Genomic DNA, 13,315 nt, shown 5'->3' with positions numbered 1-13,315 from the left:
GATAAACTGCGCTGGCGCAGCGTTACTCACTTGAAGACTGCCGTACCTTTGTGCGCGCTGCCCGCTATTTTTCCCGCGGCACTTGATTCTTGACAGACACTCAGGTATCTGTTTTTCGTATCTTAAAGAGGCCATCAATGGACGGGCGGCTATTCTACATAAAACACTGACATTTTCTCAATCTGAATGATGCGATTGGCTGTTGTACTTGCTTTGCTGCTCTCCCTCTCAGGTTGTAGCATCCCCCCTCCCCTGCTGGACCGCATCAAGGCAGGGGGTGAGCTTGTGGTCGCCACCCGCAACAGTGGAACCACCTACTATGAGGGACCGGACGGAAAGATGACCGGTTTCGAGTACGATCTGGTCAAACTGTTCGCCCAGCGTATCGGGGTCAAGGTTCGGTTTATCGTCCCCAACCGGGTGGACGGCCTACTCTCCAGCATCATCGAAGGCAAAGCCCACATTACCGCCGCCGGCCTCACTATCACTCCCAACCGCGAGACCAGGATCCGTTTTGGCCCCAGTTACCATGAGATCACCCAACAGGTGGTCTACCGTAGTGGCAGCCTGCGCCCCAAAAAAGTTGACGATCTGATCGGCAAGCGACTGGAGATTCTGGCCGACTCCAGCCACGAGGAGGAGTTACAACGGCTACAGAAGCAATATACCGGACTCTCCTGGACCGCCCACCGGGAGTTGGAGAGTTCCGACCTGCTGCAGATGGTGCAGGATGGCCAGATCGACTTCACTATCGCCGACTCCAACGAGGTTGCCGTCAACCGCCGATTCATGCCCAATATCCGTGTCGGCTTCGACCTGACCAAGCCTCAACAACTAGCCTGGGCGATGGCGCACAAGGATGATACCAGCCTCTACGAGGCGATCCGCGACTTCTTCACGGTGATCAAGAAAAACGGCACCCTTGCCCAGTTGAAGGAGCGCCACTACGGCCATATCGGGCGGCTTAACTTTGTCGACACACGGGACTTCAAGCGTCACATAAAGGACCGCCTGCCCAAATATGAGGCATTTTTCCGGGCCGCCGCGGAAGAGACTGGCTTCGACTGGCAACTGCTAGCGGCGATCGGCTATCAGGAGTCCCACTGGAGGCCCAATGCCAAGTCCCCCACCGGGGTACGTGGCATCATGATGCTGACCAAGAACACCGCAAAACAGATGCAGGTGGAAGACCGCCTCAACCCGGAGCAGAGCATCTTTGGCGGTTCACGCTACCTGAAATACCTGGATACGCGGATCCCGCCGCGCATCGAAAACCCGGACCGGACCTGGCTGATCCTGGCCGGATACAATGTCGGCTTTGGCCACCTGGAGGATGCGCGCATCATCACCGAGCGTGATGGCGGTAACCCGGATAAATGGGCAGACGTAAAACAGCACCTACCGCTGCTGAGCCGGAAAAAGTGGTACTCCACCGTCAGACACGGCTATGCGCGCGGCCAGGAGCCGGTCAACTACGTCGATAACGTACGCGCCTACCATGAGTTGCTGAAGTGGACAGAGCGGCAGAAACAGGAACCGCCCCCTGAGCAGCCATCCCACCCGGCACTCGCCATCTCACCGGAAGCGCTCTGAGCTGGCCTCATAACCAATCAGTCAACGCCACTCCAAAACTCAATCGGTTACTGCTGGCATTGTAGTCGACCATACTCTCTCCATAGCCGTTAAAATACTGCAGATAACCATGAAAACGGCGATGTAACGGGAAGATCCAGTCGAGCTGAATCGCGCCCCGATTCTCATCCCAATTGAGATTGTTGCGCAGCATGAAACTGTAGCTGTGCTCACCATTTTTATAGATCCCTTGCAGCTCGCCATACCCCATATAGTCAAGGATATCCGGATTGTTATCGTTCTCTTCAGACTCGGGAATCCGATACCAGGGCTTTACCCCGAGAAAGAGATTGTCCTTTTCGAAGATAAACTGGGCAAAGAGCCGGTTCCAACTGCGTGAGAGTGGCTCTGACCGCCCATTCGACTGGTGCACCATCCCCAACCTGATCTTCGGGTTTTTCCAGCCAAACAGTTCCCAATCGTTGTCGAACAAGAGAAACACCTCCGGCTCATAGTTGGTCTCACGAAAGGGTGATGAAAACTTCTGGTTATAGGCCTGCCAGAAAGCAAGGTGAGTGTAGGCGACATAGAGATCACCATTGTCGCCAAATAGGTCATCCACCACCGGGACCTTGAAGCTCAACTGGAATTTGATCTCAGTATTACTGAAGTCCTCATCCGTCACAGCGTAGGGCCTGGAGTTGGGGGAAGCGTTGTAGCTGGCGAACATCACATAGTTGCGCTTGTGGGGGGTGATCACAAACGGATCGTCCTGGGTGCGGTGCTCATCCTCAACCCGCTGAGCGATCAGCGACTCATCATCCTGGCGCAGTATTAGCTGAACCGTTTCAACCATCTGCGACGATTGTGACTGCAGCAGGCACTGTTCGCGCAACCGGGCCACCGGAGTTGAGCCCTCTGCCTTGGCCAAAGCATCCAGCAGACAACGCTCCCGTTCACTGAATGAGTCGGCTGCCGAGACGGCAAATGAGAGGCCACAGATGGCTCCACACAGAGTCATTGAATAACCCCAGCCCCATATAGAAACGGCCGATTCCCTCATCCCAATGTCCCTTTTATTTGATCTTTGTTTCTTCGCGCACGAAAGAAATCCCGCAGACGATTCGCGCTCTGCTCTGCCAGCAGCCCCCCTTCTGACTCAACTCGGTGGTTGAAACGCTGATCCGAAGGCAGCAGATCGAAGACACTGCCGGCAGCCCCGCTACGCGGATCAGAGGCAGCATAGACCACCCGTTTGACCCGCGCGTGCACGATCGCGCCGGCACACATCGGGCAGGGCTCCAGGCTGACATAGAGCGTGGTATCGGGCAGACGGTAGTTGCCGACCCGCCGAGCCGCATCCCGCAGCGCACAGATCTCCGCATGGGCAGTGGGGTCATGGCTGCCGATCGGCCGGTTCCAGCCTTCGCCGATCACCTCCCCATCACGCACCAGCAAGGCACCGACCGGCACCTCGCCCGCGGCCTCCGCCTTGGCGGCGAGCTCAAGGGCACGCTGCATGAAGTGGTGGTCTTGTTCGTCTGGGGTCATTTACTCCCACTCGATCGTCGCCGGCGGCTTGCTCGAGATATCGTAGGCGACCCGCGAGATCCCCGCCACCTCGTTGATGATGCGGCGCGACACCTCTTCGAGAAAATCGAACGGCAGATGGGCGAAGCTGGCGGTCATGAAATCGATCGTCTTCACCGCGCGCAGCGAGACTACGTATTCGTAGCGGCGCGCATCGCCCACCACGCCCACCGACTTGACCGGCAGGAACACCGCAAACGCCTGACTCACCTCGTCGTAGAGGTTGTGCTTGCGCAGCTCCTCGATGTAGATGTGATCCGCCTGACGCAGGATGTCGGCATACGCCTTCTTCACCTCGCCGAGGATGCGCACCCCCAGTCCCGGCCCTGGGAAGGGGTGGCGATAGATCATCTCGGAGGGCAGACCGAGCTCGACACCGATCTTGCGCACTTCATCCTTGAACAGCTCGCGCAACGGCTCCACCAGCTTCAGCTTCATGTAGTCGGGCAGGCCGCCCACATTGTGGTGTGACTTGATCACGTGGGCCTTGCCGGAGGCGGCGCCGGCGGACTCGATCACGTCAGGGTAGATGGTGCCTTGGGCGAGGAAGGCCACATCCTCCAGCCGGCTCGCCTCCTCCTCGAAGATGTCGATGAAGAGGTTGCCGATGATCTTGCGTTTCTGCTCCGGGTCCGAGACCCCTTTCAACGCCTTGAGGAAGCGATCCTCCGCATCGACCCGGATCACCCGCACCCCCATATGTTCGGCAAACGTCGCCATCACCTGATCACCCTCATGGAGCCGCAACAGGCCATTGTCGACGAAGACACAGGTCAGCTGATCGCCGATCGCCCGGTGCAGCAGGGCCGCCACCACTGAGCTGTCGACACCACCGGAGAGGCCGAGCACCACTTGGGCATCCCCCACCTGCTCGCGCACCTGGGTGATGCTCTCTTCGATGATCTGACCCGGGGTCCAGAGCGCCTCACAACCACAGATCTGGAACAGGAAGTGATCGAGAATGCGCTTGCCCTGGCGGGTGTGGGTCACCTCCGGGTGGAACTGGATGCCGTAGAAACCACGCTCTTCATCGGCCATCCCCGCCAGCGGCGCATTGTCGGTCTCGCAGATCACATGGAAGCCGGGCGGCAGCACCTCGACCCGATCGCCGTGGCTCATCCAGACATCAAGCAGGCCATAGCCCTGTTCATTGGTATGGTCCTCGATATCCTTCAACAGCTTGGAGTGGCCGCGGGCGCGCACCTGAGCATAGCCGTATTCGTGCTTGTCGGAGGCCGCCACCTTACCTCCCAGCTGTGCCGCCATGGTCTGCATGCCGTAGCAGATGCCCAGCACCGGCACCCCCAGCTCGAACACTTGCTGCGGCGCGCGCGGCGCCTCGTCGGCAGTCACCGTCTCCGGTCCGCCAGAGAGGATCACCCCGCTGGGCTTGTGCTCCAGCCCCATACCCGCATTGTCGTAGGGAAAGATCTCGCAGTAGACCCCCGATTCGCGCACCCGGCGGGCGATCAGCTGGGTGTATTGGGAGCCAAAATCAAGAATCAGGATGCGATGGGCGTGGATGTCAGTGGTCATGTTTTTTCCAGTCGTTTAAACCAGAAAGGCACCAAGCTACAGGGCGTTTTCTACCGAAAACCCGAGCCTCGTGCCTCTCTGGATCGATCCAGTATCGTAGGTCCGGCTTTAGCCGGAGATGTCCGCCTGAAGGCGGACCTACAGTCAATCAGTCCCGACGGTAGTTGGGCGCTTCTTTGGTAATGGTCACATCGTGCACATGGGACTCGGTCATGCCGGCGCCAGTAACTCGCACAAAGCGCGGCTTGGTGCGCATCTCATCGAGATTCGCACAACCGGTGTACCCCATGCTGGAGCGGATACCACCCACCAGCTGGTAGATTATGTTGGTCACCGAGCCCTTGTAGGGGACGCGTCCTTCGATACCCTCGGGCACCAGCTTCTCCTTGTCGGTGCTCTCCTGGAAGTAGCGATCGCTGGAGCCCTGCTTGCCGGACATCGCGCCCAACGAGCCCATGCCGCGATAGGACTTGTAGGAGCGTCCCTGGAAGATCTCCACCTCGCCGGGCGACTCGTCAGTGCCGGCGAACATGCCACCGACCATCACCGAGTAGGCGCCTGACGCCAGTACCTTGGCGATATCGCCGGAGTAGCGCAGCCCGCCATCGGCGATCAGCGGCACGCCGCTGCCCTCCAGCTGCTTCGCCACGTTGGAGACTGCCGTCACCTGGGGCACGCCGACACCAGCGACAATGCGGGTGGTACAGATCGAGCCTGGGCCAATCCCCACCTTGACCGCATCCGCACCGGCATCCACCAGCGCCTGGGCCGCCTCGGCAGTGGCGATATTACCGCCGATCACCTGCACCTCGGGATAGTGTTTCTTGACCCAAGCGACCCGGTCGAGCACCCCCTGGGAGTGGCCGTGGGCGGTATCCACCACGATCACATCGACACCGGCCTCGGCCAGCCGCTCGACCCGCTCCTCAGTGCCCGCGCCAACGCCGACCGCGGCGCCAACCCGCAGCCGCTCCTGATCGTCGCGGCAGGCGTTGGGGTTATCCTTCGCCTTCTGGATATCCTTCACCGTGATCATGCCACGCAGCTTGAACTCACCGTTCACCACCAGCACCTTCTCGATGCGGTATTTGTGCAGCAGCTGCAACACCTCGTCACGATCGGCGCCCTCGTTGACGGTGACCAGCTTATCCTTGCGGGTCATAATGTTGCGCACCGGATCGTCCATCTTGGTCTCGAAACGCAGATCGCGTCCGGTAACTATACCCACCAGCTTGTCGCCATCCACCACCGGCACACCGGAGATATTGTGCGCACTGGTCAGCTCCACCACCTCGCCGATGCTGATGTTGGGCGCCACCGTGATCGGGCTGCGGATCACTCCCGCCTCATACTTTTTGACGTTGGCGACCTGTTGGGCCTGCTCTTCCGGGGTCATGTTCTTGTGGACGATGCCAATACCACCCTCCAGGGCCAGCGCAATGGCGAAACGGGATTCGGTGACCGTATCCATGGCAGCTGAGACCAGCGGGATATTGAGGTTGATATCGCGGGTCAGTTTGGTCCGCAGATCGACATCGTTGGGCAACACCGTAGAGTGGGCCGGCACCAACAAGACATCATCAAATGTGAGGGCATCCTCGATTACACGCATAGTCTTCGTTTCCGCATCGGAGTGGATCAGGCGGGGCATTATAGAATCTGCCACGGTACCGGTAAACTGGATCACCTACCACGGGCCAAAATTCTCAAACAGAGATCGGCTGGTTGAATGGTCTGGTCATCGACAGGCACCTCAGCAGGGTAGCTGGAAAACATCGCTATCAACCATCCTGAAAAGATCCGGGATATACTGCCCGCAATAGAAAGAGGCTGAGTAGAGACTAGGTCGCCCCAATGCTCACACACGCAAACCACCCCATACTGACGAGATTGCGCAACAGCGATGAACTGCAATCATCCGTGGTACGGCTGCTGGCCTGGGTGATGATGGCGAGCGTGCTCATCATCGGCAGATGGCGCGAGCTGTTTCCCTTTGCCTGGGAGGATTTCATCCTCTTTTTTGGCATCCATCTCGCCTGGTTCATCGGGCTGCTGCTGCATACCATATGGAAACCCCAAGCGAACCCCAGACGGCAGTTGCACGCCGCACTTGCGGATGTCAGCGGCACCTCCTTCTGCATCTATCTCAGCGGCAACCCCTTCAGCCCTTTTTTCCTCATCTACCTCTGGTCATTCGTCTCCCAAGGCACCCGCTACGGCACCCACAATCTGCTCTTCTCCTGCGCCGCCAGTATCATCGGCTACAGCTTGGTGATCACCCTGATGGACGGCTGGTCGCAGCATTTTCTCTACACCCTGTTCCTGCTGGTTGGCCTGATCATCCTGCCGCTCTATCAGTTTATGTTGCTGCGCCGGCTACACTTCTCACGTCAAACCGCCGAGGCTGCCAGCCGCGCCCGCGGCAACTTCCTCGCGGTCATGACCCACGAACTGCGCACCCCGCTCTCCAGTATCATCGGCCTCTCTCGGCTGCTCGGCGCCACCCGGCTCAACCGCGAACAGCGCGGCTACATCGGCTCCATCAGCTCCTCCGCCGACACCTTGGCGGCGTTGATCGGCGACATCCTCGACTTCTCCAAGATCGACGCCAACAAGCTGGAGCTGCACCCCTCGGCGTTCGATCTCCGCAGCTGCGTCATCGACGTCTGCAACGGCCTCGGCACCAGCGCTGCCAGCAAGGGGGTGGAGCTGGTCTGCCGCATCGACGCCAATGTACCGAACGAGATCCTCGCCGACGAACTGCGCTTTCGCCAGATCCTCTACAATCTGATCGGCAATGCAGTGAAATTTACCCCCTCCGGCCATATAACCGTCACACTGACGCTGCATAACGATGAACAGCACTATCTGCAGCTCGAGGTGCAAGATACCGGCATCGGCATCGACAAAGAGAAGCGCAACCGGATCTTCGACGAATTCTGGCAGTCGGACTCCTCCCGTACCCGCGAGTACCGCGGTACCGGCCTCGGCACCACCATCGCACGGGATCTGACAAAGATGATGGGCGGTGAGATCGGTTTCGGCAGCGAGACCAGCAGGGGCAGCTGCTTCTGGTTGAAGCTACCCTGCCTGAGAGAGATACCGGACGACCCACCCAGCCCTCCAGAGGCGCTGCAGGGGGTTACCGTCGCCATCTCCGAACCCTCGCCGGAGAGCCGCAATGCACTGGTCGACTACTGCTGCCAGGCTGGCATTCAGGTGATCCTGCTGGATCATTACGACAATCGCCAGATCGATCCAGACTCCGGCTTCAACGGCAATCCGGTAGACCTGCTGCTGGTGGCAGAATCCCCTGCCACCGATGACACCCGGGAACGCGCCGAACGGCTCCTCAACTATCTGGGAAAGAGCGCGCCAGTACTGTTTCTGACCTTCACCCACGCGATCAGCAGCGACAACCACAATCTCAACCTGCGCAAGCCGATCAACCCGGTCGATCTGTGGCATGCCATCGAACAGCTGATCGACGACCAGCCCCTGGACGAAGACTCGAAATTCGCCCTGGAGAGCGGTTTTGTACCGCTACTGGAGGCCACCCGCGAGACCCACGTGCTGGTGGCTGAGGATGACAGCATCAGCTTTCAGCTGATCAATACCATGCTGACGAAGGCCGGCTACCGAGTAAAGCGTGCGCAGGACGGCAAACAGGCCCTCGACCTGAGCCGTTCCAGCGGCTTTGATCTCGCCCTGGTGGACGTTCGCATGCCGCACATGGACGGCATCGAATTCACCCGCATCTACCGCAGCCGGGAGAAGCCTGGCACCCACCTACCGATCATCGCCCTCTCCGCCAACACCGCTGAAGAGGTCAAGCAGGAGTGCCTCGACGCAGGCATGGACACCTACCTGCTGAAACCGGTCGACACCGAGAAGCTCAACGCCCTGCTACGCCACTTTCTCATCGATACCACCCAGAAAGTGGCGCTGCAACAGCCGCGCAACCAATGAACAGCCAGCTTAAGCCCAACCGGGATATCTACTCCATCTCCCGCCTAGTGCGGGAGAGCCGCGCAGTCATCGAGGGCAGCTTCCCGCTGCTCTGGGTGGAGGGCGAGATCTCCAACCTGGCGCGTCCCGCCTCTGGCCACATCTACTTCACCCTGAAGGACCAGGTGGCCCAGGTACGCTGCGCAATGTTCCGTATCAAGCGCCAGCGGCTTCGCTTCCAGCCGCAAAACGGCCAGCAGGTACTGGTGCGCGCCCGGGTCAGCCTCTACGAGGCGCGCGGCGAGTTCCAGCTCAACATCGAACATATGGAGCCCGCCGGCGAAGGCGCGCTGCGTCAGGCGTTCGACCGGCTCAAGGCGAAGCTCGCCGCCGAGGGGCTGTTCGATAGCGAGCACAAGCAACCGCTGCCCAGGCTGCCCCGCCAGATCGGCCTGATCACCTCCCCCTCCGGCGCCGCCCTGCGCGACCTGCTGACGGTGCTGGCGCGACGCTTCCCGGCGATTCCGCTGCTGATCCACCCGGTGCAGGTGCAGGGCGACACGGCAGCACAGCAGATCGTACAGATGCTGCAACTGGCCAACCGGCAGCAGCACTGCGATCTGCTGATCCTGGCGCGCGGCGGCGGCTCCCTGGAGGATCTGCAGCCGTTCAACGATGAGCGTGTGGCGCGCGCCATCTTCGACTCGCAGATCCCGCTGATCACCGGCATCGGCCACGAGATCGACTTCACCATCGCCGACTTTGTCGCCGATCAGCGCGCCGCCACCCCCTCCGCCGCCGCCGAACTGGCCAGCCCCGAGCAGGTCGAGCTGCGCAGCCGCCTCAACAGCCTCCAGCAACAACTCCAGACACGGCTGCGCCACATCACTACCAGCCATACAGAGCGGCTGAGACAACTCAGCGCACGCCTGCAGCGGCAGCACCCGCAGCAGCATCTGAGCCAGCTCAGCCAGCGCCTGGACGAACTGCGGCTGCGACTGCGCCAACAGCAGACCCGCCAACTCGACAGTGCCCGGCTCAACCTGGCGCATCTGCAACAGCGCCTGCAGCCACAGAGCCCGCTGCAGCGCCTGGTGCGATTTGAACAACGGATGGAGAAGCTGGCGGAACGCCTGCAACAGAGCCAGGGGCGACAACTGAGCCGCGCCCAGCTGGCCCTCAGCTATCTGCAACGGCGGCTGCAGAGCGCCTCACCAGCGCATCAGCTGGCACCGTTAGACGAAAGACATCACCATCTGCAGCAGCGGCTGCAACAGGCGATGGAGAGTCGACTCGAACAGGCCCAGGGACAGTTGGCCCAGTTCGCCCGGGATCTGCACAACCTCAGTCCGCTCACCACCCTGGAACGGGGCTTTGCCATTGTCAGCAGTGAAGACGGGACGATCCTGCGGGACGCCGCCGAGGTCACTGTCGGCGACCAGGTAGAGACCAGGCTGGCCCGCGGCAGGCTGCGCTGCCGGGTTCTCGAATCAGGCGAGTAGATCGCGCACTCAGCCCTGCCCACCGGAGAGCTGCAGGCGCAGCGCAAACCACTCCGCCAGCCGTACCTGCACCTTGCCGTTGACGGTCTGCTTGGGGTAGACCCCCTGCTCATCCGCCACCCCCGCCAGCATCCCAGTGAAGAGCTCCATCGCCTGCTCCACATGGCGCACCACATAGATAGAAAACAGGCCCTCAGCAGCGGCCTCGCGCAGGCTCTTTTTCAGCATCAGATCGGACAAATTGACCTGTGGGATGATCACTCCGTGGCTGCCATCTAGACCGCGCGCCTGGCAAATATCGAAGAAGCCCTCGATCTTCTCGCAGACCCCGCCGATCGGCTGCATCTCACCATGCTGATTGACCGAACCGGTGATCGCCAGGGACTGCTTCAGCGGCAGATCGCCGAGCGCTGAGAGCAGCGCACAGAGCTCGCCGGCGGAGGCGCTGTCACCCTCCACCTCGCCATAGTTCTGCTCGAACACCAGGGTCGCCGAGACCGATAACGGCTGATAGCGAGCGTAGCGGCGATTGAGGTAAGCGGAGAGGATGAACACCCCCTTGCTGTGAATCGGCCCGCCCATATCGACCTCGCGTTCGATGTCGATCACCTCGCCACTGCCGATGCGCGCAGTGGCGCTGATGCGGTTCGGCATGCCGAAGCTGTAATCCCCCACCTGGATCACCGACAGGCCATTAACCCGACCCAGCTGAATGCCGCCGGTATCGATCATCAGGATGCCGTCGAGGATCTCCTGCTGCATACGCTCCTGCAGCTGACCAACACGTCGCTGCTGATGCTCGATAGCATGCTCCAGCTGCGCCACGCCAATCTGTTCTTTTTGCTCCCTGGCGCTCCAGTAGTCAGCCTCCTGCAGCAGATCAACCAGACTGCCCATGTGCAGCGAGAGCCGAGCTCCGTCGCCGGCGCGGCGCGCCGCCCACTCCACTATCCGCGCTGCCGCCATACGCTCGATCGGCCGCAACCCCTCACGCTGCTGCAGAGTAGCCACCAGCCGCAGAAATCGCTGATCGTTGCCCGGCTGTCGCGGCAGAGTCTCGGCAAAGTCGGCCACTACCCTGAACAGCTGACTGAACTCGGCATCATAGGCTTTCAACAGATGGTAGATGTGGCGGTCGCCGATCAGGATTACCTTCAGGTCGATGGGAATAGGCTCCGGCTCCAGACTGGTGGTACTAACCAAGCTGAGCTGGCGCTCCAGGGATTCGATGCGGATCTCGCGGGATTTCAGGGTGCGCTTCAGCGCCTCCCAAGCGTAGGGATTGGCGAGCAGTTTCTCTGCCTCCAGCAGCAGAAAACCGTCGTTGGCGCGGTGCAGCGCACCCGCTTTGATCAGGGTGAAGTCGGTAGCAATGGTGCCGAGGCGCGCCATATGCTCGATCCGTCCGAGCAGGTTCTGGTAGGTCGGATTGGTCTCGTGCAGGATCGGCACCGCCGGGCCATCCCGGTTGTCCACCAGCAGGTTGACCTTGTAGCGATTGAAGCGGGGGGCATCCGCTCCTGGAGGGGACTCGCTCTCCTCATCGGTCCCGCTAAATAGTTCAATCTGCTGCAGCAGATCCCGGTGCAGGCGCTCAAAGTAGCTCAGCAGCTCATGCTGTTCTGCATATTTACTGGCCAGCTCGCCGATCAGCTGATCAATCACCAGCCCCACCACCTCCAGCTCCAGCTCTTTGTAGCGGCTGCGCAGCTCCCGCTGCCACATCGGGATCTGTCCCAACACTTGGCGCAGCTGGTCGCGGAACTGATCGATCTTCGCCTGCAGTACCTTCCGTTGCTTCTTCGGCAGCTTGGCAAACTGCTTGGAGGAGAGCACCTTGTCATCCACAATCGGCGCAAGAGTGTAGCCGTCCGGGGTGTGTAGCAGGGCGACGCTCTGCTGGCGGCTCTTCTCGCTAAACAGCTCCACCGCTTCCTGCTCACGGGATTTGATACTGTCGTGGATCGCCGCTGCGCGTCGCTGAAAATGCTCGCTCTCGAAGCTGGATGGGATCGCGCTAAGCAGCTCAACCACCAGCTCTTGCATGTCGCTGCGCAGCTCCCGGCCCATACCAGGCGGCAGACTAATCGCGATCGGCCGATGTGGAGTGTCGAAATTGGCCAAATAACACCAGTCCACCGAACGCTTGCCGGACTCCTGGGTGAGGCGTTTAAGGGCATCGATGGTGACCCGGTGGCGACCGACCCCGGCAGAGCCCATCACATAGAGATTGTAGCCCTCATGCTCGATGCCGACGCCAAAATCGAGCGACTCACTGACCCGCTCCTGACCCACCGTTTCGGTCAACGGCTCCAGCTCTGCGGTGGTGGTAAACTCAAGCCCGCTGAGATCGCACTCCCGGTAGAGCTGATCGGGCCTGAGTGGGTTTAGTTTTTCCATCAGCCGTGTGCGCAAGCCGGTCAGAGCAGCTTAGGCAGATGCTGAAGGATCTCCGTAGCGTCCTGCATCGCCAGGTTTTTATCAACCTCCGCCACCACCAGCTGCTTCAAAGCGGCGCTCTGATGCTTGCGTATCATGCCGAGGAAGCTGGGCGCAGCCACCAGATAGAGACGCTGGCACTCACCATTCTTGCGCTTCGCCTCGAGTACCGAGCAGACATGAGCGGCGAAGCGATCAGCCTCGACCTGCCGGCGTACATCCGGCTTCTCGGTCTTATCGGAGATCAGGTCGCCCTCATGCAGTCGCGCCTCTGGATGGGTGACTGTCTGAATCTCGTTGAGCGCCCTGGCCGGTTTCTCGACATTGAAGATACGGGCCCGACTGGAGTCTGCTACCACTACCCAAGTCATCGACATAGCACTCTCCCCTCTGTTGCGGAGTTTCGCCCCCGTGTCACCTGGCCTTTGCCAAAAGGCCAACAGACTGAGAAGCCCTTAACTTAATCCTAATCCTGAAACAACAATTGCGCCACGAAAGCTGGACGGAAGAAGCGGGCCGAACCAGACTCAACGATCGTCAGAGCGTTTGCGATGCACCCAGGCAGTCAATGCGATGGCGCCGAAGAGCGCATAATAGATCGCTTCATTCTGCTCAACCCCGAACAACCAGATCGAGCCATAACCAAAGATCGCCGCGCCCATACCGCCAAAGGCAAAGCCGCGCATCACTCGGCACAGGGCGCAGTTGCGGAAGTTCACCCCGCCCAT

The 13,315-nt window shown here is 60.4% G+C and carries 10 protein-coding genes; 3 read left to right on the top strand and 7 right to left on the bottom strand.

The features are described from left to right. Nucleotides 1–189 precede the first annotated feature (189 nt). Complete coding sequence (mltF, locus tag Ga0074115_RS02590; RefSeq protein WP_087959716.1) at nt 190–1,593, top strand: membrane-bound lytic murein transglycosylase MltF; 1,404 nt, start codon at nt 190–192, stop codon at nt 1,591–1,593. Between the two features lie 7 nt (nt 1,594–1,600). On the opposite strand, the gene Ga0074115_RS02585 is transcribed toward mltF, so the two are convergent. The 4 genes from Ga0074115_RS02585 to guaB form a co-directional block, all read right to left on the bottom strand. Beyond that, on the bottom strand, nt 1,601–2,593 hold the full coding sequence (locus tag Ga0074115_RS02585; protein ID WP_057957044.1) for a phospholipase A: 993 nt from the start codon (nt 2,591–2,593) through the stop codon (nt 1,601–1,603). 38 nt (nt 2,594–2,631) lie between these two features. Beyond that, the gene (tadA, locus tag Ga0074115_RS02580; protein ID WP_057957045.1) at nt 2,632–3,123 is read right to left on the bottom strand and encodes a tRNA adenosine(34) deaminase TadA; all 492 of its coding nucleotides are present in this window, start codon (nt 3,121–3,123) and stop codon (nt 2,632–2,634) included. Then, entirely contained in the window at nt 3,124–4,698 is a 1,575-nt protein-coding gene (guaA, locus tag Ga0074115_RS02575; protein WP_057957046.1) for a glutamine-hydrolyzing GMP synthase, read from the bottom strand. 148 nt (nt 4,699–4,846) lie between these two features. Further along, nucleotides 4,847–6,310, bottom strand: a complete 1,464-nt coding sequence (guaB, locus tag Ga0074115_RS02570) for an IMP dehydrogenase (protein WP_060528189.1) — start codon at nt 6,308–6,310, stop codon at nt 4,847–4,849. A 242-nt stretch (nt 6,311–6,552) separates the two neighbouring features. Between guaB and Ga0074115_RS02565 the strand changes: the two genes are divergently transcribed. Next, the gene (locus tag Ga0074115_RS02565) at nt 6,553–8,667 is read left to right on the top strand and encodes an ATP-binding protein (protein WP_232432866.1); all 2,115 of its coding nucleotides are present in this window, start codon (nt 6,553–6,555) and stop codon (nt 8,665–8,667) included. Then, nucleotides 8,664–10,148 carry an exodeoxyribonuclease VII large subunit gene (xseA, locus tag Ga0074115_RS02560; protein ID WP_057955208.1) on the top strand — a complete coding sequence of 495 codons (1,485 nt, stop codon included), beginning with the start codon at nt 8,664–8,666 and terminating at the stop codon, nt 10,146–10,148. Before Ga0074115_RS02565 ends, xseA begins: the two co-directional genes overlap by 4 nt. A 9-nt stretch (nt 10,149–10,157) precedes the next feature. Here xseA and Ga0074115_RS02555 read toward each other — a convergent pair whose 3' ends face one another. From Ga0074115_RS02555 to Ga0074115_RS02545, 3 genes are all read right to left on the bottom strand, one after another. Then, nucleotides 10,158–12,548: a Lon protease family protein gene (locus tag Ga0074115_RS02555; RefSeq protein ID WP_057955234.1), complete on the bottom strand. Its 2,391-nt coding sequence runs from the start codon at nt 12,546–12,548 to the stop codon at nt 10,158–10,160. A gap of 20 nt (nt 12,549–12,568) precedes the next feature. Next, nucleotides 12,569–12,964: a host attachment protein gene (locus Ga0074115_RS02550; protein WP_057955209.1), complete on the bottom strand. Its 396-nt coding sequence runs from the start codon at nt 12,962–12,964 to the stop codon at nt 12,569–12,571. Between the two features lie 150 nt (nt 12,965–13,114). After that, nucleotides 13,115–13,315, bottom strand: a complete 201-nt coding sequence (locus tag Ga0074115_RS02545; protein ID WP_006474261.1) for a hypothetical protein — start codon at nt 13,313–13,315, stop codon at nt 13,115–13,117.

The sequence above is a fragment of the endosymbiont of Ridgeia piscesae genome, from assembly GCF_001443665.1.
In the GTDB taxonomy this organism is placed as follows: Bacteria; Pseudomonadota; Gammaproteobacteria; order Chromatiales; family Chromatiaceae; genus Endoriftia; species Endoriftia persephonae.
This window is presented reverse-complemented; position numbering and strand designations above follow the sequence as displayed.